Genomic DNA, 21,706 nt, shown 5'->3' on the forward strand with positions numbered 1-21,706 from the left:
ATATATTTAAGTGACAATTACCTATATTTTGTATTTTATGATGGCTGGTTTACATGCTTTGGGGATGATATTAAATTTAGGAGGAGGTGCTTTATGAAAATTAAAAAGTTCGCTTCAATGGCTGCAATTTCGTGTGTATTAGCTGTTTCTGTTGTGATGAGTTCAGCTTCTGCGGATACTTTGTCAGATCCTAAAAGTATCAAATTTCGAGAAGAGGCTGGTTTTTCCGTTAGTCCGGCTGCTCTTGAACAAGGGAAAAAAGAAAGTGGGAATAATAAATCAAAGCGGCTGTATGGCGTTGAATTAACGGAAGCTGAAGCACAGGAGCTATTTGATAGACAAAGAGTGCCTTCTGAAATTGGTAATAAGCATAAACAGATCGACTCCTTTGCCGGACAATACATTGATACAAAGACAGGTAACCTGCATATTGGGTTTACTAATGACGATCCAAGTATCCAGGCACAGATTCTTTCGCCTCTTTCCGAAAAAGATAAAAAAAGAGTTAAGTTCTTTACTGCTAAGTACACAAAGAAGGAACTCGAAGACAGAGAGATTCCTCTTAAAGATTTTATGAAATCCGTTAGTCCAGAGGAATTCAAAGCGTTTGGTCTAGTTTCTTCTGGTTTCGATCCCGAGCATAATAAATTTCGAGTAGTGGTTTCCGAAAAGACACCAGGAGAAAAGATACAAAAAATAAAAGAAATCATCGGTGAAGATTACGTCCTCATTGAAGTCGATGGGGAGCCATATCAACCAATGGCACGAACAGATAAATTTCGTCCTGTTATCGCTGGAGTAAAAATTTGAAAAAGATACTGCTTTTGGGAATATCCCTTGTACTTCTGGATTTGCAGTGGAGAAAAACGGAACCAACGGTTTCATAACAGCAGGACATTGCTTTAATACCAGTCAATATGTATGGCAACCCGAAGTACAAGCTTTCAGTACAACAAATCGAACCGCTAAACCTACGGCTTGGTCCGGGGAAACTACAACTGCAGATGCTGCCTTTATCCCTTATGATGATGTGGATGCTTTGATTTGGGAAAACGATCCGGTAAAGGGAGAGTTAACGAGCGTTAGCAATATAGATGTTGGTAATTATATTGCATACGAAGGAATTATTAATAATCTCCAATCCGGACCGATCACTTGTGTTAGTTGTACAACATGGACTGATACTTCTTATTTCGATAATCAAATACAAGCGAACATGAAAATTTCTGGCGGTGACAGTGGCGGACCAGCTTTTGTAACACCTAACTGGACAACTATTAATGCGGCTGGCTTGGCAACCACGGTACCTCTAGCTCGACCAGTATATCCGCTATCTGGAACATTAAATCACAGTTAGGTTTGACTAAGGTTCTCACCAAACCTTAAATTTGGACATGCATGGGAGCATCACTTAAGAAGCACGAAGAGTCTGCTTGGGAAACCAAGCGGACTCTTTTTAAAGATGTAAGAATTTATAAAATTTCGTGGGTAGAAAGGCTTTTTTATCTGCCAGAAAGTTTAAGTTCTTTACCGTGCTAAAATGAAGGGGAGGAGTTTCCTTCCTTGGCGTTAGAGAACGTATACTCAGGTCCGATGACTAACGAATCGGATCACGCTTATGACTGAAAAACGACGTTATTCCAGACGTAACGAATCCGGGGATCGTTATTGAACCGAAAGTGGAAAAAAACGATCGGATTTGGGCGGAAATAACCATACTAGAGTTCGTTACAAATTCAAACGCCCGCATTCGGCTCTGATAACGGTTGTTGGGTTCGTTAGCGATACCACCGTAAAAAGACAACACGACTGAGGGCGAGCGGCTGGAGCGAAGGAAGGGGGTTCCCATTCCCTTTCACGCGTTAGCGTATGGGTTTGTACGTCAAGGACCGTCCGGATGATTTTCCGGACGGTTTTTCTTAATGCAGTAGCGTCGATTGATAGGCATCGAAATAAAAACTGACCGAATCCTCGAGAAGCTCGACGGTTCTTTCCATTAACGAGCTTTTCCCTGCGCCCGAAGGCCCGCTAATACAAATAACGGTGGATTGATGCATCCTGGAATCCCTCCCCAAATTAGCGGCAGCCTACTGTCGAAAACGGCAATAGGATCGCGAATATCCGAGTAAAACAAACAGCCTCAGTTCAAGTCATGAACGAAGGCTGCCTGACCCGATGCGTTTGATTTGAATTAGAGGAACGAGGCTTGGTGCCGGCTTATTTGCTCCTGCCGAGCCGCTCCCGGACACTCGCCAGCTGCACGCAAAGCGCCAGTACCCCGATCGCGGTCCGCAGCTCCTCCAGCGGCGGCAAGGTCGGAGCGATCCGGATGTTGCGGTCGCGCGGATCGAGTCCGTACGGATACGTGGCACCGGCTCCCGTCAAGGTGACTCCGGCTTCGGCGGCCAGCCGGACCACCTCTTTGGCGCAGCTGTCCGGTGTGTTCAAGCTAATGAAATAACCGCCGTTCGGCTTGTTCCAGGAGGCGATTCCCAGTCCGCCCAGCTCCGACTCCAGGATGTCCAGCACCGCCTCGAATTTCGGCTTTATGATCGCAGCGTGCTTTTCCATATGGGCACGAATGCCGTCTGCGCTGCCGAAAAAGCGTACGTGACGCATCTGGTTGATTTTATCCGGTCCGATCGTCTGAACCGAGAGCTGCTTGCGGATGAAGCTCAGATTATGCTCGCTGGCGGCCATCACCGCTACGCCGGCTCCCGGGAAGCTGATCTTGGAAGTGGAGCTGAAAATAAACGGACGATCCGGATGGCCCGCAGCCCGGCAAGCCTCCAGAATCGGCTTCAAGCGGTCGGGCGTATCGCTTAGATGGTGAACCGTGTACGCGTCGTCCCAGAAAATCCGGAAGTCGGACGCTTTGGTCACCATCCGGGCCAGACGATCGACGACCTCGTCCGAGTACGTGATACCGTCCGGATTGCTGTATTTCGGCACACACCAGATGCCTTTGATCGAATCGTCTCCCCGCACCAGCTCCTCGACCCGGTCCAGATCCGGACCGTCCTGCCGCATATCGACAACGATCATCTCGATGCCGAACAGCTCGCAGATCGCAAAATGGCGGTCGTACCCCGGGCTCGGACACAGAAATTTAACCGACGGAAGCTTGCTCCACGGCACTTCGCCGCCGGCTACGCCGTGCAGCATCGCCCGGGAGATCGTGTCGTGCATCATATTCAGGCTGGAGTTGCCGCCAATGAGGATCTCGCCGGTCTGGACGCCCAGGATGGAAGCGAACAGCGTCTTTGCTTCGGGAATGCCGTCCAGCCCTCCGTAATTGCGCAGATCGGTACCGTCCGCCGCCCTCAGCGCCTCGTCCGGTCTTAGTACATCCAGCATGCCCATCGACAGATCGAGCTGCTCCGGGCAAGGCTTGCCGCGCGACATGTCCAGGCGCAGCCTGCGGCTTTGATACGCCTTATACCGTGCTTGTAAAGATTGTTCGAGTTGCTGTAGATCGTCTATGCTTTTTGTCTCTAAGTCGCTCATGCCGGCGGCCTCCTAGTCTTGTTTCCATGAATCTACTATTCGCTGCGGCCAGCCGGATCTCCTTGCGTTCCAGCCTTCTTTCGAATCTATATAAGTTGAACTAAAGATCTACGATGGTAAAACCCAATGTAGTGGAGAAAAGAAATTAGCTTGAAAGCGAGTTTTGGCTTTGAGTGTCAACAGTCCGAAGGCCAATTCAATCCGAGACACTCAAAACAAGATGTCTGAAGCTTCAAGCAATTTTTTTCGCAACGAAATGGACTTCAACTTTCATTAGTTCAACCTATATAGCTATAAATATGAATCGAAAAAATAGTTTGTTCGTACTATAATCAGAATAGTCTTTACGAGGGAAAGAATGGATCGATCGACAGGGGGGATAGGACGATGGCACTGATTACAGTGGTGAAATACGACGGACCTGCCGATGTGCTAGCCTGGAAATATCCGGATCAGGAGCTGGGCACCTGGACTCAGCTGATCGTGAACGAGTCGCAGGAGGCGTTATTGTTCATGGGCGGACAGGCGCTGGATGTGTTTCCGGCCGGGCGCCATACGCTTTCTACGCAAAATATTCCGATACTGACTTCGATCGTCAAGCTTCCGTTCGGCGGTAAGTCGCCGTTTACGGCGGAGGTGTGGTTCGTCAACAAGCTGCGGACGCTGAATATAAAATGGGGGACGGTGGCGCCGATCCAATTGAAGGACCCGGTATACCAGGTTCCGGTATCGGTGCGGGCGTTCGGGCAGTTCGGCATTCAGATCGAAGACACCCGGAGTTTTTTGACCAAGCTGATCGGGACGGTTGCGGAATACGATCAGGCGACGCTCGGCAAACATTTTCGGGCTGTCATGATGATGAATATTAACGAACTGATCTCAAGTTACTTGATCCATAAGAAGATCAGCATATTGGAGATCAATGCGTACGTCGGCGAAATATCGAAACATATCGAAGAACGGATCGCTCCGGTATTCCAATCCTACGGAATCCGGCTGGTGAACTTTCATACCGACTCGATCAACATTCCGGAAAGCGACTCCGTAACGGCACGGCTGAAGGAAGCTTTGGCCAAAAAAGCGGAGATGAACATTCTCGGCTACACGTATCATCAGGAGCGGACGTTCGATACCTTGCAAAGTGCGGCGCAAAACGAGGCGGCTTCCGGAACGTTTATGGGAGTCGGCATCGGCATGGAGATGGGAGCCGGAATCGGAGGCACGATGGGGAGAACGATGTCCGAGCTGTCCCGGCAGGCAAGCGTCCCGGCGTCTGGCTGCAGCAAGTGCGGCCACCCGATTACCGCGGGTTCGAAGTTTTGCTCCAATTGCGGCGATCCGTACCATCCGTGCGCAGCCTGCGGAGCGGACAACCCGGCGAGCGCCCGGAGCTGCGCCAAGTGCGGGCAGGCGATGGCCGGAGGCTGCAGACATTGCGGCGTTTCGATAACACAGGGAGCCAAGTTTTGTCCGGAATGCGGGCAGAGCCAGACGCTGCAGTGCAGCTCGTGTAAGCAGGAGTTTCAACCCGGAGAGAAGTTTTGCAAGGAATGCGGGCATAAGCTGGGTTGAGAGGAGAAGACGATGAGCAAACGCAACGTGACTGGCTTGATGACGGTGCTTTTTCTAATCGCGGCTGCCGCGACCGCCGGTTTGTTTGGATTGTTGAGCCGGATCGGCTTGCCGCCTGCGCATAGTATCGTCTCCGGGGCCGCTATGCTTGTGGCCGAGCTGTTCGCTTTCCGCTTTGTTCGGGGGCGGGTCAGAGCCGGAGCGAAGGAGAAACAGCTGGTACCGGCTTATTTGGTGCAAGGCACGCTGATCGTGCTGTACGGAGCGGCTGTACTGGTGATTACGTTCGTGTTCGGGTTTGCTTTCCGCCTGTCGTGGCCTGTCTATGCCGGGGTTCAGGCCGGTATGCTCGTCTTGCTCGCCGCAGGTGTAATGGCGTCCGGCCGGTACGTCCGGTTCGTTGCGAAGCACGAGACGGAGCTTCGACAGCGGAGCGTATTTATGAAGCAAATGAAAAGTTCCCTGCACACGATCCGGGAGCTGTTGGCGTTAGACTGGAGCGGCGGAGAGAAGGAATTGCTGCATTCGCTTGTGGAACAATTGGCCGAACGCTTGTCCGCCAGCGATCCGGTTAGCCGCCCTGCCGTCTCCCAGCTTGAGGACAGCCTGCTGTGGCAAATGAGGGAGCTGGAGAATTGCGTGCGTCTGCTGCGCGAAGAGAACGGTCATGCCGGTCATCTGGAGATGGCCCGTCAGCTCGCGCAGGACGTGCTCACGGATCTGGAGACGCGGAGACGCAAGCTTCGGAGCGAGGCATCGAGAGGAGAAGGTATCGGATGAATTATCAGGCAAAGCCATCCGTTCACGGCTGTTTGGTGTTTATTGGCTGTACGCTGTTTTTTCCGATCGGCGTTTTCTTTCTGCTGTTCCGGATCTACAAGCACCGCCATGCCAATCATTTGAAAATTGACGATATAAAATTAATTTCCGTGTCGCTGATGGTCGTTTGGGCGTTCATGTCGTTCGTGTACATGGTGGCGATGGTTCAGGAGCATCCCGGGGATGTCGTCTTGTTCGCCGCGATTACGTTTCTATTCCTTGCGCTTCCCGGCGTCCTCCTTGGTTTATGGGCCAGACGCAAGGAGCGTAAGCTGCATCAGATGTATACCTATTACGAAAATCTGATCGTACATAAGCATATCGCATCGATCGACCGGATCGCGGACATGACCAAACAAAATGCCCATACGGTGATGAACGACATCTGTCATATGATCTACACCGGCCGCTTGCCGGGCGCGTTCGTAGATTCGTATTCCCGCGAAGTGTTGTTCCGGAACGCGCATGCCGACCCTCACAGACACGACGTGAACATCGTGATCGAGACGGGATACTCCCGCATGCAGGCGGCGCCCGCTGCAGCTCCCGTAAAAAAAGAAACCGCACCCGCTGTGAAAGTCGTAGAATGCTCGGGCTGCGGCTACAAGACCGAGCTGGTACAAGGCCAAAGCAAGGAGTGCGAGTATTGCGGTTCTCCGGTCGGATGAACCCCGGGAACGCTCGCCGGGCCCGATGAAATAAAAAACCTCCAACTCCGTTAGAACGCGGGATTGGAGGTTTTTTTACATACTGCTGATCAACAGATACAACCCGGTAAAAAGCAGGATGACGTACGTAATCATTTTGAACACCTGTTGATTCATATACTTAAATAAAAATTGTCCCAGGAAAATCCCGAGGAACAGCGAAGGCAGCGCAATCGCAGCCGAGATCCACGTCTCGGGATTCGTCCCGTCCAATCCGATTTGCATGATCAAACTGGCCAAATAGACGAACAGGTAGTAGGCCAGCGTAGTGCTGCGAAGCGTCTCCTTGCGAGTGCCGACGCCTGCGAAGTAGAGCAGCAGAGGCGGTCCGGGCACCCCGATGCTCGTCGTTAACAGACCCGAGATGCCGCCGGTGACATAATCTTTGGTTACAGTCTGCCGGACAGTCAGCTTGAGGATCAGAAGTGCCGTCAAGAGCAGGATCAGGCCGCCTACGACCATTTTCAACCATTGAACATCCACGTATAGATAAATGAAAATTCCCGGTACTAACCCCAGGATGCTGCCTTTGATTAAGCGGGTTAATAAAACCCGATCGATTTCCTTGCGAATGTTATAAATCATCACAAAGGAAAGGCAAAGCGACAGAATAATATTGATCTGAATAGCGGTATGAGCCGGGTAAATCAGAAACAAAAACGGCGTGCCGATAATTGAAAAGCCGTACCCGGTACTGGTCTGCAACAGCGAGGCGGCAAGGACAATCACAACGAGCAGAATCCAATCCTCCATTAAAGCGTCACTTCCATATTATTACTTTTGTGAACGGAACCGTCCACCTATTATAAAGTTTAATATGGATAAAATGAAGGGGGGCAGCTGGGTTATCGAATGGAAGCGCGCAGGAAATTTCGTCTTAGGGTCTTAGTCCAATCTTGTAATTAAGGGTGAATTTAAATTTTTTTTGCTGCCACAAGCGAGAAGAAAATATGCTCCATGATCGTATGTAGTTCCTGATGATGAAAGTTTGGGTAACGCGTGATGTTGGTCAACTTGGTATCGTCGGGCGGATGAACGTGGTGCGGCTCGGTCGCAGTTTGATAACTCGGATTCAGGTCGTGCGGCGCGCTATGGAAACAGAGGATCGTATTTCCGTTTGGATCGACCCAATTATAGTAGGAAACATCTATGATACCGCTGTGCAATTCTTCCGTGACCAACAGACGCGACCCGTCGACGAAGACGAACGTATGACGCGTAAATTTGCGGGAGGACCTTAATCAGTTCCATCCCCGTCTCTGGTGTCGATTATGATGTGGGCGTAATCCCGCTCTAATTGCGGTATATTAGAAGGCGGCCTCACAGCTCGATGTGATTTCATCAAGCGCCGCCTCCTCGTCTTTCCATCGATCGCAGTAAGCCCTCCCACTGCTGCGCGTCGCGGGCTTCGTCAGGCGTAAGTTCCAGTTTTACGCCAAGCGTTTCCTCATAGGTGCCGTCATACTTTACCTCAAAATGAACGACTGCGTTTACCAGTTCAGCAAGTTCTTCAGCCTCTGTCATCGGCCGGACCCGGTTCAGACGGGCTTGCTCGCGCTCATACGATTCAGCGGCATCTGCCACTGATGTTTGAACACCTGTTGGAGCAGAATAAACGGCGTTTTCCGGTATGCGTACCTGCTTAAACCGCTCACCTTTCTCGATACCGAGAAAACGTCCTTGGTTGAGCCAGTTATTGATCGTAGCGACACTCACACCGAAAAAGCGAGCAACTTCTCCTGTCGTGTACATGCGCACGTTTAAGGAGTCCTCCGACGTACCTACAGTCACCATATGCACAAGCAACCGCTGTAGAGCACGATGCGTATTTTGCTCAGTAAGACAACGTTGAACCTCCTGTAAAATTCCGCTTGGATTATGGGAGGATGTTTTTTCAATGTAGTTTGCGAGAGCCATGATAAACAGCGGAAGGTTTTTGCTTTGTGGCTCCTGAATGCTCTTAACTAATTCAGAGATTGAGACCGCTTCGGTAATGGCGATTTCCTTTTCCGCTAGATGAAACATAAACATCACCTCACCGCCTATGCTAACATATTTTTCTAACAACTTAAAATGAACTTCAATGTCACATATAGTAAACTTCAAATCAAGTATAAACCTGAAGTCGCTAAATTATTCCAGTAAATTGTATGGCTGAAGGTGTAAGCGAGATGAGACGTATGCTATCTGATGTGACAAGATAAATGGAACCGACAGAGAGGACGCCAAGGAATGATCGGGCGGTCTCATTATGTTAACGGTCAGCATATATTATATTAATAAAGGGCGCAGGAAGATTGAAGTTGACAACAACCATTTCTATTTGCTAAGTTAATTTTAAATTTTCAAAAAATAACATACGGCTATGAAGAGAAAAGTAATTTGGATTCATTATTTACAGAGAGCTCCTGTCTGGTGGAAAGGAGTAATAAGGATCTAAATGAAAAAAGACTCGGAGCTTCGCATGGATCTAAGATTGTTTTCTTAGTGATGCTGCGACGGGATCTCCCGTTATAGAGATAGGGTATAATCAATTTTTTTATAAAATTGCCGTACCCGAAGAGGTTGATATGGCAACATATCGATAAACTGAGGTGGTACCACGAAGTGAATAACTCTCGTCCTCAAGATTAATGATCTTGAAGACGGGAGTTTTTTGATTTTTTTGTTACATAAACGAAAACTGGAGTGAGATGAATGAGTAATGAACAAACGAGCCTTAGGTTAGAGAAATTAGAGACTTTAAGATCTCAAGGAATCCCGGTATATCCTGAAAGATTTTCTGCCAATTATGAACTTTCCGAAGCCTCTCTGCTTGAAGACGGAATTTCGGATGTACGAGTCGCGGGAAGAATACGGGGTATTAGAAACTTCAGTAAATTCACATTTATCACCATATCGGACATAGCAGGAAGTTTACAGCTTCTTTTGAATAAGGAGGAGATTGGGGAGGCGTTGTTTCAACAATTCCATAAATTAGTGGATATTGGGGATTTTATTGGGGTCGAGGGACATATGTATACGACTAGAACGAATGAGAAAACGTTGCGGATTCAAAGCTGCGTATTTCTTGGAAAGGCTTTGCGTACTTTACCGGATAAGTGGCACGGGTTAAGTTCCATTGAAACCCGGTACAGGCAGCGCTACTTGGATTTAATCATGACCGAGGAAACCCAATTACGTTTGTTAGCCAGAACGAAAATGGTTCGTGCTATTCGGCGATTTTTGGAGGATCGACATTTCCTGGAAGTAGAAACGCCGGTCTTGCAGCATACCTCCTCAGGTGCAATAGCTAAACCTTTCAGGACCTATCATAACTCGTTAGATACGGAATTAAACTTGCGTATTGCCCCGGAAACCTATTTAAAAAGATTGATTATAGGCGGCTTTACCAAAATATTCGAATTCGCAAAGTGTTTCAGAAATGAAGGGATCAGCCCTCAACATCTTCAAGAGTTTACGATGGTTGAAGGATATGCTGCATACTGGAACTATGTCGACACCATGAAACTCATGCGTGATATGATCCTGTATATTCTTGAGGAAACCTTTGGTACGACAACTATTGCAATAAAAGGCCGCATGATCGATTTCTCATTAGAATGGGACCTAATTTCCTTTAGGGACTTAATCTTAAGAGACACAGGGATTGATATAGACCTGTACCCTGATGTTAAAGAGTTGTACCGGGAAACGAAAAGGAAAAATATCGATTTAGAGCATGCGGATCTTGAAGTTTTAGGCAGAGGTAATTTTATTGATCTTCTGTACAAGAAGATGTGCCGCCCCCAACTGGTAAAGCCGACTTTTCTGGTTCAGCACCCGATTGATTTATCTCCACTAGCTAGAGCTAATGATCAGAATCCAACACTTACAGACCGTTTTCAGTTGGTAGTGAATGGTGCGGAAATCATTAATGCCTATTCCGAGCTGGTTGACCCGCTTGAACAAAGAAGAAGGTTAGAGGCTCAAGCCCTTCTAAAGAGCAGCGGGGACTTAGAAGCTATGGAGATGGATGAAGATTATCTTACCGCGATGGAATACGGAATGCCCCCTATCTCCGGCTGGGGATTTGGCATTGAACGCCTGTTGATGGTGCTGACTGATAGCGATACGATTAAGGATTGCGTTTTATTTCCTTTGACTAAAAAAGTTTAACTGTGCGGAGATCTTTTTAATCATGGTGCGCTACAAACAAGGAGGCTTTTTCAATAATGAAATGTTACGTCGTAGATGCGTTTGCCGAGAAACTAATTTGAAGGAAAGATTAAAAATGCGCATCCTCACTCATCTAAAGAAAGCGAATGTCATGATAGGCTGCATCTGCTGCGGCGAACGTAAGCAGCTTCGCGCCTTCCTCGTGCAGGGCGGCTCGGTCTGCGGAGGAGATGGGCTGGAACAGGTTGATTTGTAAAGTCGCGGTCCCGCGCTGCTCTTCGATCGACCACAAACCGCTGACGAATCCGTCGATGAGAACGGTGGCCCGAATGATGCCATTCCTCGTGAAGACGCTGATCTTATCGTTATCCCGCATGATCCGGGTGCGGTTGTGGTAAGACAGCATGCTGTTTTTCGGCTTAAGGGCATTCGGTTCGTTCGTCCGTGGATTCATCGCTTGGCCGCCTTTGTTATCGGGATGGTTGGGGGATCGTGTCTATTGTGGCGTGTTGTTCGTTTATATCTCTATGGTAAGCCTCCCTCCCTGACAACTGTATGTCAGGATCAAATCAACACAGCGGCAATCCAGGACTTTGGTTTCGTGTCCCGGATAGCCGCTGTTTTTTAGCATAGATGTCATTTTATCCCGAAGCGCACGAACGAATCGACGATTTGCCGCTGAAGCGTCAGGTAGAGCAGGAGGATCGGCAAGCAGGAGACGGTCGTCGCCGCCATCAACGATCCCCACATGTTCGTATCCGAGTTGACGAATAGCTTCAGACCGATCTGCAGCGGTGCGTTCTCCATCTTTTTGGTGATCAGCATCGGCCATAAGTATTCGTTCCAGCTGTTGATGAACATGATGATGCCGAGCGAGGCGATCGTCGAGCGGATATTGGGCAAAATCAGCTTCGTCAAAATGCCGAAATCGCTCTGGCCGTCGATGCTCGCCGCCTCGATCAGCACGCGGGGAAACGACTGGAAGCTCTGGTAGAGAGACAGGATGCCGAAGGCGGACACGGCAAAAGGGATAACGATGCCAAGCAGTCGTTCGTTTAACCCCATTTGGTTGACCAAGACGTAGTTCGGGATCATGATCGACTGAAACGGGATAAGCCACGTTAAGCTGAGAAGCACGAAAATAAACGTTTGCCCCCGGAATCGCCAGCGAACCAGCGCGTAAGCGGCCAACAGGCTCGTAGCCAGCTGAAACGCGGTCATTAAGGTAGACATGCCGAGCGAATTGAGCAGCATCCGGATAATCGGCATTTCCGTGAACGCATACTTGTAGTTGCTCCATGTCGGGTGCAAAGGAAGCAGGCTGGAGGTGAAAATTTCGGATTCGTTTTTGAATGAGGAAATAATCATCCAATATAGCGGAAATATAGCCGCCGCGCTCATGGCGACGAGCAGCCCGTGCTGGATCAGCTTTAATGCCGGAGGTGTGCGTTTCATCGTCGTCTCCTCATCAGTTGTCGTAAAAGGAGTATTTGCGGGACAATCCGGTCAAGGCCAGGGCGATCAGCCCGAATACGAAGAAAAACATCATGGACGCCGCCGAGCTGAACCCGACGTTAAGGTTGGAGAAGCCGAACTTGTACATCTCGTAATAAATGTTCGTCGAGGTGCCGTACGGTCCGCCCCCGGTCAAAATATCGATATAAGCGAATGTCCACTGGCTCGAGAACAAAATGCTCATCGTCAGCATGAACAGGATCATCGGGGACAAAAGCGGAACGGTAATATGCCGGAACAACGCGAGCCGCCCGGCGCCGTCCTGGGAAGCCGCTTCGTAATACTCCCGGTTGATGCTCGTTAACGCCGCCGAGAACATAAGCGTGCTGAAACCGATCATTTTCCAGCCGGTGATGAGCAGGATGATCCATTTGGCGAAGTCCGGATTCGAGAAATAGGCGATCGGTTCCTGAAGCAGCCCGAGTTGGATCAGCACCTGATTCACCAATCCGTTGGACGGGTGAAACAGCCAGCGCCATATCGCGCTTACGGACACTGGAGCCAGGATCATCGGGATGAAAAATAAAGCCCGGTATACGTTTTTCATGGTACCGGTCATCTGATGCGTTACGGTCGCAAGCAGGACGGGAATTACGATGGAGAACGGCAGCAGGCCGATCGTATAAAAAACCGTATTGCCGATCGAATCGGCGAAGCTTTTGTTGGACAGCAGGCGCGTGAAGTTGTCCAATCCGACAAAGGCCGGTTCGGTGCCGGGCACCATGCTCCATTTGTGAAAAGCCAAATAAAAGGTGGAAAGAAGCGGCTTATACATCCAGATGGCAAGCAGCAGCAAAGCCGGAGACAAGTACAAATAAGGCTTCAGGCGCCGCAGCATCTTGATCCGGTTCCCTTTCCGTTTCCCGGTGAGAGAAGGCCGCCCCGTCAAAGGGGGAGCATACGAGTTCTCGATTACCTGGCTCATGACAGTTCCTTTCCGTTGCTGGATTCGAAAGGTTCGAACGTTTATTTCAGCATAGCGTTAATTTCGGTTTGCGCTTTCTTGAGCGTGGCCGCGGCGTCTTCATTCGTCATAATCGTTTTGGCCACAGCGTCGGAGAAGGCGGTGGATATTTCCGTCGCATATTCGCCCGGCCAGATGGCGACCGGTTTAATTTGTTCAAGCTGCGCCAGATTGATTTTATACAGCGGGTTTTGGTCGACGAAGCTCTTCAAATAGTTCGGATCGTCGGCGAGCGCGGTGCGAAGCGGCAAGTACCCGACGGAGGACGTGATGATCGTATAGCCTCGATTGCCCGTTACGAATTGGACGAACTCCCAGACCGCAGCGCTTTTGACCGGATTGTCCGGACGGATGGCGAGTACGCTTCCGGAGTTGACGGGTACCGCAGGCTTGTCGCCGAATCTCGGCAGCCCGGCGCCGTACAGCTTCCAGCCGCCCGCTTCCGACGCCTTTTTGAATCCGCTGTGCAGCGCGGTCGACGTAACGAACATCCCGAGATTGCCTGCCATAAACTGCTCGGACAGCTCGGCGTCGCTGCCTTTGGCATGAGCGCCGTTCTGGTACAGGTCCTTCCACATCTGCATGGCCTTGACGCCCGCATCCTCTCCGAATGTCACGGATTTGCGGTCCTTGGCAAGCACCCCGCCGCCGTTGCTGAGAATGAGTCCTTCCGTAATCCAGCCGTTGTTCGGCGCCAGTCCGAAGCCGTCCTTGCCGGTTGCGGCTTTAATTTTGAGCGAGGCGGCTTTGATGTCTTCCCACGTTTGCGGAGGTTTGGCCGGGTCGAGGCCCGCCTCCTGGAAGAGCTTGCCGTTAATAAACACGATCGGCGTGCTGAACGTAAAGGCGAGGCCGTACATCTTTCCGTCGATTTTGCCCAGCTCCAGAGCGTTTTTGGAAATGCCTTGGAAATGCTCGTCCAGAACGTCCTTGGGGAATACGTCCTCGTAAGCTTTGAAGCCAAGCGTCAAACGGGAGCTGTCGAGCGTGCCGAAAGCGTGCTGAACGACATCGACCTGCTTTCCGGCGGAAATGTCGGCCTTAAATTGCTGAAAGCTCGCATCCGCTACGCCTTCCACCACGACGCCCTTCTCCTTGCCTACCGTTTCGTTGAATTCCCGTATCAGCTGCTCCATGCCGGCTTTCATCGTCGGATAGGCCAGACTGTACGAGTAAAAGGTAACTTTCGTCGGTTTGCTCGGGTCCAGCTTGCCCAGCTCCGCTTGGCCGGCAGATCCGGCGTTGGAGTTGCATGCGGTGAGACTGACGGCAGTTGCGGTTGCAATTGCAAGGATGGCTGCCGTTTTCGTAATCCGTTTCATGGTTACGCCTCCAGAGAAAGAGTGGGATCGGAACTACACTTGCCATGTTTATTGAAGACAATAGGCTTGAATTCGTTCTCTGGCGGCTGCGTCGATTCCGAATTCGGCTTGCAGATAACGTTCGAACGACCCGTACGTTTCATGAATGGAAGTCATTGTTGCATCCAATAGCGGCTGCTTGAGCAGCATCGCCTTCTGGAACGATTCGAGCTCCTCCTTGCTTACGTACCGGGAGGCCATCTCGAACAAATGATTGTGATAGGCGGTCAGCGTTACATTGGACAGCAGAAAATCTTCCACCGCCGTCTCATAGGGAACGCCAAGCGTCAGCAGAATCAGCAGGCTGCCAACGCCGGTCCGATCGCGGCCACCGGCGCAATGATGAACGAGGGGCAGGTGGAGCTCCGGCTCGGCCAGCAGCTTCATGAGATGTTTGTAGGCTTCGTTGCCGATCGGCAGCGCCGCGTACATTTTCGTCAGCATGTCGGCTGTAAACGCCTTATGCATGCCGGCTTCGAACAGTTGCTCCATCGTGACGTGCGGTGATGATTCGGCTGCCATATTGGCGGGAATACGGGAAAGGACGGCCTGCCCGATCTGCGGGTCCGGCTTCAGCTCGGCTTCCGCCCGGTTGCGGTAATCCAGCACATGCCGGATGCTGAGCGTCTCGAGCACGTTAAGGTCGCCCGGCGTTAACCCCGTCAACTCGGCAGCGCGGTAGAACAGACCATGCTTGACGGTGCGGCCGTCGGCCGTCCGGTATCCGCCCATATCGCGGAAATTAAAGGCGCCTTCCAGAGGAAGAAGACACTCTGGTTGCGGGATCGTGTGGCTAGTCATAAGGAATCGGAATCTCCTGTCTCTAAGAAAGTAATTAGTGCTGCTCAGCCAGCGCCTTCAGCGGAAAACGGAAAAATTCGGCGTTCGAAGTCGGGATAGTGACGGTCGATACGGCGACGCCGTCTTGATCGACGGTCACCACGTTATAGCTGCAGGCGTCGAACATGCGGAAATGCTCGGCGTCAGCCCGTTCGCCGCCGAATGCGGTACCGGCTGCGGCAACGCTGAGGATGCCGCGGAACGTGCCGACATTGTTCGAATGCACATGCCCTGCCATAATTCCGATGACGTCCGTACCGGCGAGCGCGTCACTGAGCGCGGCACTGTTGGTAAGAATATGCTCGCCGGGCATGCCGCTGATCGTCAGCAGCGGATGATGGATGGCGACGATCGTTCCGCGGGGAGCCGGCGCCTGGAGCTGCTCGGCCAGCCAGGCCAGCTGCCGGTCGTCAATCGTTCCGTTGTGTGCTCCCGGAACTTGCGAGTTCAGACCGATGAGCCGCAGGCCGTCGATCATATGCGTGTAGTAGTAAGGCTCTTCGGATGCGGTCTCGCCCAAGTAACCTTCACGAAAAGGAGAGCGGTGATCGTGGTTGCCAAGCACGACATAGATGGGCGCGCCGATCGTCGCCGAGCCTTCGTCGAGAAGCTTGCGGATGTAGGCGTAATCTGCGGTGTTGCCTTCATGGGACAAATCGCCTGTGATGAGAAGGAAAGAAGGGCGGAGGCCGGATTGTTGAATATGGCCGAAAACGTGTTTGACTTTTTCCGCCAACTGCAGCTTCGCGAACGGGCCTTCTGTGTCGGGCGCGTTCATGTGGGTGTCTGTCAGGTGCACGAATTGAATAGGTTTCATCGAAATCGCCTCCAAATGGAATGGGTAGGTTGTAAAACGGAAAATCAACTTGTATACAAGTAATATAAATCTTGTATGTAAGATCAGTGTTAACGGGATTTATCGATTTTGTAAAAAGGGGGGATTCGGCGGTGAAACGCAAAAAACTCGCGACCTCCGGGAAGAAGTCGCGAGTGTATGGGGGATAAGAACCGAGCAAGGTTCACGCATGTCGGTGTGAGATGGCTTTAAAACCGGTCCGCAGCAATTCCTCCCGCAGGTTTCGCTTCGATTCGAGAATCATCAGCTTGGCTTCCCGGTAGTTTTTGTCGCACAGGACCCGGTAAATGTCCGCATACAGCTTTTTACCGGTATAGGGACGATGCTTGCCTTCCATCGAGCGGTGAGCGACGACGAAAAACAAAATTTTATCTTTGTAGCGATCGAACGTTTGCTCCATGCACCGGTTGTCGAGTGCCTCGAGGATCGTTCTCATAAACAACAGCCCGTTCTCGTAGTAATCGCGGTCTCTTTTCTCCGCGCTCGCCTCCGTCAACCGGTCCAAATACGTCCTGAACGCCTCCAGATCCAGATCGTACGCATGCTCGTCGAACTGATCGAGAGCGTAGATGTACAAGGCATTCAGCAGGTCGAACATATCGTACAGCTCCTGGACGTCGATCTCTTTTACCAGGACGCCGCGTTTATTCAACGTTTCGACGAAGCCGTCCTTCTCCAGTTGGGAGATTGCCGCCCGAACGGGAGTACGGCTCATACTCAGTTTGCCGGCAAGGTCGCTCTCCGAGAGAAGACTCCCTGGCAAATATTGTCCATTCAACAGCTTTTGGCGAATTTCCTGATAGGCGATATCTACAAGAGGCACGTCCGGCATGGCTGAAGCTCCTTAGAGGTTGAAAAAATAATTTACATTCCTACTAGTATATCTCATCGGAGAGGCAGGGGGCAATGAAGGTGCATTTCAAAGATGGAACATTACATGGATTGCTAGGTATAACAGGATGATGGCGGAGCGGTTTTCCAAAATTTGAGGTAAAATGGTTGTGATGAGGTAATAGGGCAGGAACGGTTAAACGGACAGGAGCATCGAACGCTGTTTGCCGTAGAGGATGCAGAAGCTCTTGCCCGTTTAAACCGGGAGTTTAACGGCGGATATCGGGCCGTTGAACATGTACGGGCGTCACTCGAAGGGAACCGGGAACTGGTTGTGCTGGCCTGCTTGGATGATACAGTCGTAGGATTCGTTTGCGCTCAATGGTTTACGTCATTTTGTTACGACCATCCGTATGGAGAAATAACGGAAATGTATGTGCAGGAGCACGCCCGCAGAAAAGGATTGGCTGCCGGGATGATCTCCTTGCTTGAGGAGGGGCTTCGGGAGCGCGGGGTACGAAGTGTCAAATTGCTTACGGGGTTAACTAATGAAAGGGCAATTAAAGTTTACCAGGATTCAGGCTACCAAAAAGAGCGTGAATTATCGTTATCAAAACGATTTTGATTGCCATGGAGAAAAGAAATTAGCTTTACAGACGAATCCGGTGAGGCTAATGTCGGTCGACATTTAATTTTCGAGCTATCTGCAATAAACGCACCGAAAGCTCCGGCTTATGATCCTGGCCGGAGCTTTCGGGCTTCGTTTAGAAAAATTATTTATTGCTTTTTTAAAATCTAGATTAATGGTACGCCTTACTCCTCTTCGGTAATCACAACCGATTGCGTTTCACTTTCCCAATCTACAGCTGCTTTTAGAGCCTCGCTAACGAAACGAACCGGTACTACCGTGTTTCCTTCAACGATCGCGGCCGGTACTTCCAAAGTCACTTCTTTCCCATTCACATAAGCGGTTGCATTGTCGATAAACAGCTTCACTGTGATATCGTCACGCGTAACTGTGACGGAACGCTCGTCGGCATTCCAGCTCACTTCCGCTTTTAGAGCCTCCGAGATGGCGCGGAAAGGTACCAGCGTGCTGCCGTCACGGATGAATGGCGGCACTTCGACTGCCGGTTCTTCACCGTTTACATACAATTTAACGCCCTTTTTCCCCAGTTTCTCATAAAGCTTGCCCAACTTTTTGTAAGAATCGATATTTTTCAGGTTAGCTCTTATCGCATCCTTTTGCACATATACGGCATCGGTTACATTGCCTTGGCTGTCCAAAATATCGGCAACGGCGGAAAGCGCTTTGTCCTTTTCGATTAACGCTTCCAGTTCAGCCTTTTGCTCTGCGCTAAGCATGACTTCGTATTTGTTCAGCAGCAGGTCTGCGATAACAGGTCCGGCCGGCTTGTCCTTCACATTCTCCAAGGCATTCAGAAGCCCCTTATATCCTTGTTTACCGTTGTTGCCGTAGGTATCGGAGGTAACAGAATCTTGTGACTCTGACTCGACCTTCGGTTCCTTTTCTTTCGCAGCCGCATTAGAATGAGCCGCAGCTTCCGCTTTATTGTCCGCGTTGCCGTTGTCGTTCGGCTTGGCCGCAAAGGCGGATCCTGCCATAAGACTTGTTGCCACCAGACAAGCTGCTGTGATTGACCATGCTTTCTTTGTTTTCATTTTGAAAGCTCCTTTGTAGTAGAATTACTTTCCAAATCTATGTACCCTAACATGTTCGATTTCCCCCTCGATCTTTGTGAGGGTGGAAGCAACGGGTTCTTCAAATAATTCGCCAAACATGCGATCACCGAAGAAATCCCAATGATCGCACCGACGTTATACGCCCTATTGTTTCGGTTTGCAGAGCGGAAGGTGCGCGGGAGTTGACTTGAATTTCGGACATAGGCTATATTGAAGAGAAATGAACGGGTTAGAAATGAGTTACAGCGGCGAGCAAGCAACTCGTAGGAACCGTGCGGAAATGTGAGGAGAATCGATGGTGGACAAAGGAAGTCGCAAATTTTTTCGACAGCGGTTGGAGCATATGATCGAGGAGCTTCGTTCCGGTATCGTGACAGGCAAATACGCTGCGGGAGACTTCCTGCCGTCCGAGAGCGATCTGGAAGGGATGTACGGGCTGAGCAACCAGTCGGTTCGCAAAGGGCTGGACGTGCTCGTCCAGGAACGGCTGATCGAGAAAATTCCGCGAATCGGCAATAAAGTGACGGAGAAGCCCGAGAAGCCGCATACGGTCATTCGGTTCGGGTACCACAGCACGATGGAAAACGATGCGGGAGTTCGCGGGCTGCTGGACCGGTTTCATGCGTTATACCCGCATATTCAGGTGCAGACGGTGGCTCTGCCGACGAGCGGCTACGTTCCGTTCGTGCTGGAGCAGCTGCAGGCGGGCCTGCTCGATGTCGTGACGGTGAACGAGATGAACGTGCGCGAGCTGATAACGCAAGGAGCGGCGGACTTGCTGCAGCCCTGCGACATCCATCCGGATACGTATCCGTTCCTGATGCCGCTATTGCCGCCGATGAACCCGCCGGTCGTCCAGCCGCTGCTCTTCTCGCCGGTGATTATCTGCTACAACAAGGACCATCTCGAAGAGTGCGCGCTGCCGGAGCCGCACAGCGGCTGGACGTGGCCGGAGCTGCTGGATTATGCGGTGCGGTTGGCGAGGCCCGGAGTCCGGTTCGGATTTTACTTTAATATGTTCATGCGCAACCGTTGGCCGATTTTTCTGCTGCAGAACGGCGTTGTGTTCCAAAGGGACGGCGACGGACGATACGTCGTGGACGATGACAAGCTGATCGCCAGCCTCGAGGTTGGCAAGCAGCTGCTGGGCATGGCCGACGCCTTCCCGATTGCTTTGTCGGCCAGCGATACGGATGCGGAGGATTTATTCAGGGACGGGCAAGTGTCGATGATTATGACGACGTATTTCGGCCTGAATGAATTGAGGCAGGCGAACGTCACTTATGATATCGCGCCGCTGCCGCAGTTTGATTCATTCCGGACGATGCTGGTGCTCATCGGGGTCGCCGTCAACCGGCAGAGCGCCCACCGCGAAGAAGCGTTGCTGCTTGCCGATTATATGAGCGGGTATGAGACGCAGCAGCATATTCGCAAAAACACGATGAGCATACCGGCGAACCGGCGCGCCGCCGAATGGCGGGGCGAGGAGTCGGGGTACCGGCCGTCCCGGTATGGGATGTACCGGGAGATCGTCCCTTCGTACCGGACCGTGGGGGATTTGCAGCTGAGCTATTTGCAGCTGTCCCGTATGCAGCGGGACGTGAAGCTGTATTGGACCGGCCTGCTTAACGCGCACGATTTCTGCCGCCGGGTGGAGCAGACGCTGACCGAAGCGGGCCAAGGACTCCAGCCGATGATGCCGACGAAATAAGATACAACGTCATATTGACTCGCAACTGACTGGCATTGTGCCAGTTTTTTTTATTTTCACCGTTGACACTTGATCGTTATGCGTTATAATGACATTAGATATGGGTTAGAAGTGGGTCAATACTTGAATTGTAAATGCGGCTAATGGGAGTGTTACTAGATGAGAATTGCTGTATTGCCACCACCTGGGGGTCAGAAGCGATTGTTCTCCGCGCGGGCGTGGGAACGACTCCAATCGTTGGGAACCGTGGCGTGTAATGAGGTCGAGGAAAAACCGACGGAGGATTCGATTGCCGGGCTCATAACCGGAGCGGATATCGTCATCACGTCCTGGGGCACTCCGGCGCTGACCGCGCGGCTGCTCGACCGCGCCCCGCAATTGAAAGCCGTCATCCATGCGGCCGGCACCGTCAAACCGATCGTGACCCCGGCGCTTTGGGAGCGGGGCATCCGCGTATCGAGCGGCAACAACGCGCTGGCGATCGGCGTTGCGGAGACGGCGCTCGGATTCACGATCGCGACGTTGAAAAACATGTGGGCCTTGACGCAGAACATGAGGGACGGCCAGTGGACAAAAGGACGCGGCGACGTGCGGGAGCTGTACGAGGTAACCGTTGGCGTCGTGGGCGCAGGACGTGCCGGCCAGCACTACATCCGGCTGCTGCGCCAGTTCCAGGTCGACGTGCTGGTGTACGATCCGGTCATGGACGCGCAGACGATAGCGGCGCACGGCGGGACGAAGGCGGATCTGGATACGCTGCTCGCCAGGTGCGACGTCATCTCCATCCATGCGCCGTCATTGCCGGCAACGTACCACATGTTCAATCAGGAACGTCTGGCCGCGATGAAGGACGATGCGATCCTTATCAATACCGCACGCGGCTCGATCATCGATGAGAAGGCGCTTGAGGCGGAGCTGCGCAAAGGCCGGCTGATTGCCTGCCTCGATGTGACCGATCCCGAGCCGACGCCGCCGGATCATCCGCTGCGTCAGCTGCCCAACTGCATCATGACCCCACATATTGCGGGAGCGGTGACGAACGGCTTGAAGCGTCTCGGCGCCTTTGCCGTTGACGAGATCGCCAGGCTGCAGCAGGGACAGCCGCTGGAAGGAGAGGTAAGGGAGGAGCAGATGGCCGTACTCGCCTAACAATAAGGAGGT

General features: G+C 51.5%; 21 protein-coding genes, 1 pseudogene and 1 other annotated feature. Of the genes and pseudogenes, 9 read left to right on the forward strand and 13 right to left on the reverse strand.

Annotation, left to right across the window (positions count from 1 at the left end; translation table 11 throughout):
• The first annotated feature begins 93 nt into the window (after nucleotides 1-93).
• A complete protein-coding gene (locus tag AC3Y2E_RS19720; protein WP_190931544.1) occupies nucleotides 94-810 on the forward strand; it encodes a hypothetical protein in 717 nt (238 codons plus the stop codon).
• A 46-nt stretch (nucleotides 811-856) separates the two neighbouring features.
• Nucleotides 857-1,357, forward strand: coding sequence for a trypsin-like peptidase domain-containing protein (locus AC3Y2E_RS19725; protein WP_379213339.1), 501 nt, complete (start codon nucleotides 857-859; stop codon nucleotides 1,355-1,357).
• A gap of 562 nt (nucleotides 1,358-1,919) precedes the next feature.
• On the opposite strand, the gene AC3Y2E_RS19730 is transcribed toward AC3Y2E_RS19725, so the two are convergent.
• Together AC3Y2E_RS19730 and AC3Y2E_RS19735 are read right to left on the reverse strand one after the other, a co-directional pair.
• The gene (locus tag AC3Y2E_RS19730; protein WP_190931542.1) at nucleotides 1,920-2,057 is read right to left on the reverse strand and encodes a hypothetical protein; all 138 of its coding nucleotides are present in this window, start codon (nucleotides 2,055-2,057) and stop codon (nucleotides 1,920-1,922) included.
• A gap of 160 nt (nucleotides 2,058-2,217) precedes the next feature.
• Entirely contained in the window at nucleotides 2,218-3,507 is a 1,290-nt protein-coding gene (locus AC3Y2E_RS19735) for an aspartate aminotransferase type Ic (RefSeq protein WP_379213341.1), read from the reverse strand.
• Between the two features lie 387 nt (nucleotides 3,508-3,894).
• On the opposite strand from AC3Y2E_RS19735, the gene AC3Y2E_RS19740 reads away from it, so the two are divergent.
• From AC3Y2E_RS19740 to AC3Y2E_RS19750, 3 genes are read left to right on the forward strand one after another with little or no spacing between them, the layout of a single operon-like run.
• Nucleotides 3,895-5,079 (forward strand): SPFH domain-containing protein, encoded by a 1,185-nt coding sequence (locus AC3Y2E_RS19740; protein ID WP_379213343.1) that lies wholly within the window; start codon nucleotides 3,895-3,897, stop codon nucleotides 5,077-5,079.
• Nucleotides 5,080-5,091: 12 nt separating this feature from the next.
• Entirely contained in the window at nucleotides 5,092-5,859 is a 768-nt protein-coding gene (locus AC3Y2E_RS19745) for a hypothetical protein (protein WP_379213345.1), read from the forward strand.
• Entirely contained in the window at nucleotides 5,856-6,566 is a 711-nt protein-coding gene (locus tag AC3Y2E_RS19750; RefSeq protein WP_379213347.1) for a hypothetical protein, read from the forward strand. Before AC3Y2E_RS19745 ends, AC3Y2E_RS19750 begins: the two co-directional genes overlap by 4 nt.
• A gap of 75 nt (nucleotides 6,567-6,641) precedes the next feature.
• On the opposite strand, the gene AC3Y2E_RS19755 is transcribed toward AC3Y2E_RS19750, so the two are convergent.
• From AC3Y2E_RS19755 to AC3Y2E_RS19765, 3 genes and pseudogenes are all read right to left on the reverse strand, one after another.
• On the reverse strand, nucleotides 6,642-7,358 hold the full coding sequence (locus AC3Y2E_RS19755; RefSeq protein WP_379213349.1) for a sulfite exporter TauE/SafE family protein: 717 nt from the start codon (nucleotides 7,356-7,358) through the stop codon (nucleotides 6,642-6,644).
• 161 nt (nucleotides 7,359-7,519) lie between these two features.
• Nucleotides 7,520-7,825 (reverse strand): annotated as a pseudogene (locus AC3Y2E_RS19760) (toxin-antitoxin system TumE family protein); the annotation flags it as partial.
• A gap of 121 nt (nucleotides 7,826-7,946) precedes the next feature.
• On the reverse strand, nucleotides 7,947-8,636 hold the full coding sequence (locus AC3Y2E_RS19765) for a helix-turn-helix domain-containing protein (protein ID WP_379213351.1): 690 nt from the start codon (nucleotides 8,634-8,636) through the stop codon (nucleotides 7,947-7,949).
• Nucleotides 8,637-8,961: 325 nt separating this feature from the next.
• Nucleotides 8,962-9,234 (forward strand) — a binding site (T-box leader).
• Between the two features lie 68 nt (nucleotides 9,235-9,302).
• Between AC3Y2E_RS19765 and lysS the strand changes: the two genes are divergently transcribed.
• Nucleotides 9,303-10,763, forward strand: a complete 1,461-nt coding sequence (gene lysS / locus AC3Y2E_RS19770) for a lysine--tRNA ligase (protein WP_379213353.1) — start codon at nucleotides 9,303-9,305, stop codon at nucleotides 10,761-10,763.
• Nucleotides 10,764-10,896: 133 nt separating this feature from the next.
• Here lysS and AC3Y2E_RS19775 read toward each other — a convergent pair whose 3' ends face one another.
• The 7 genes from AC3Y2E_RS19775 to AC3Y2E_RS19805 all read right to left on the reverse strand — a co-directional run bounded on the left by AC3Y2E_RS19775 (nucleotide 10,897) and on the right by AC3Y2E_RS19805 (nucleotide 17,131).
• The gene (locus AC3Y2E_RS19775) at nucleotides 10,897-11,217 is read right to left on the reverse strand and encodes a DNA glycosylase AlkZ-like family protein (RefSeq protein ID WP_379213355.1); all 321 of its coding nucleotides are present in this window, start codon (nucleotides 11,215-11,217) and stop codon (nucleotides 10,897-10,899) included.
• Nucleotides 11,218-11,399: 182 nt separating this feature from the next.
• Nucleotides 11,400-12,218: a carbohydrate ABC transporter permease gene (locus tag AC3Y2E_RS19780; protein WP_379213357.1), complete on the reverse strand. Its 819-nt coding sequence runs from the start codon at nucleotides 12,216-12,218 to the stop codon at nucleotides 11,400-11,402.
• 13 nt (nucleotides 12,219-12,231) lie between these two features.
• A complete protein-coding gene (locus tag AC3Y2E_RS19785; RefSeq protein WP_379213359.1) occupies nucleotides 12,232-13,203 on the reverse strand; it encodes a carbohydrate ABC transporter permease in 972 nt (323 codons plus the stop codon).
• A 41-nt stretch (nucleotides 13,204-13,244) separates the two neighbouring features.
• Nucleotides 13,245-14,564 (reverse strand): ABC transporter substrate-binding protein, encoded by a 1,320-nt coding sequence (locus AC3Y2E_RS19790; RefSeq protein WP_379213361.1) that lies wholly within the window; start codon nucleotides 14,562-14,564, stop codon nucleotides 13,245-13,247.
• A gap of 48 nt (nucleotides 14,565-14,612) precedes the next feature.
• Nucleotides 14,613-15,404: a tyrosine-protein phosphatase gene (locus tag AC3Y2E_RS19795; protein ID WP_379213363.1), complete on the reverse strand. Its 792-nt coding sequence runs from the start codon at nucleotides 15,402-15,404 to the stop codon at nucleotides 14,613-14,615.
• Nucleotides 15,405-15,438: 34 nt separating this feature from the next.
• Entirely contained in the window at nucleotides 15,439-16,260 is an 822-nt protein-coding gene (locus AC3Y2E_RS19800) for a metallophosphoesterase family protein (protein WP_379213365.1), read from the reverse strand.
• Nucleotides 16,261-16,462: 202 nt separating this feature from the next.
• Entirely contained in the window at nucleotides 16,463-17,131 is a 669-nt protein-coding gene (locus AC3Y2E_RS19805; protein WP_190931528.1) for a GntR family transcriptional regulator, read from the reverse strand.
• Nucleotides 17,132-17,350: 219 nt separating this feature from the next.
• Here AC3Y2E_RS19805 and AC3Y2E_RS19810 point away from each other — a divergent pair, with 219 nt between their 5' ends.
• Nucleotides 17,351-17,755 (forward strand): GNAT family N-acetyltransferase, encoded by a 405-nt coding sequence (locus AC3Y2E_RS19810; protein ID WP_379213535.1) that lies wholly within the window; start codon nucleotides 17,351-17,353, stop codon nucleotides 17,753-17,755.
• Nucleotides 17,756-17,943: 188 nt separating this feature from the next.
• Here the strand turns inward: AC3Y2E_RS19810 and AC3Y2E_RS19815 are convergent, their stop codons facing one another.
• Nucleotides 17,944-18,813 carry a copper amine oxidase N-terminal domain-containing protein gene (locus AC3Y2E_RS19815; protein ID WP_190931527.1) on the reverse strand — a complete coding sequence of 290 codons (870 nt, stop codon included), beginning with the start codon at nucleotides 18,811-18,813 and terminating at the stop codon, nucleotides 17,944-17,946.
• Between the two features lie 319 nt (nucleotides 18,814-19,132).
• Here AC3Y2E_RS19815 and AC3Y2E_RS19820 point away from each other — a divergent pair, with 319 nt between their 5' ends.
• Entirely contained in the window at nucleotides 19,133-20,545 is a 1,413-nt protein-coding gene (locus AC3Y2E_RS19820) for an extracellular solute-binding protein (RefSeq protein ID WP_190931526.1), read from the forward strand.
• 159 nt (nucleotides 20,546-20,704) lie between these two features.
• Entirely contained in the window at nucleotides 20,705-21,694 is a 990-nt protein-coding gene (locus AC3Y2E_RS19825; RefSeq protein ID WP_379213369.1) for a hydroxyacid dehydrogenase, read from the forward strand.
• The last annotated feature ends 12 nt before the right edge of the window (nucleotides 21,695-21,706 follow it).

The organism is Paenibacillus sp. MAH-35 (genome assembly GCF_058135425.1).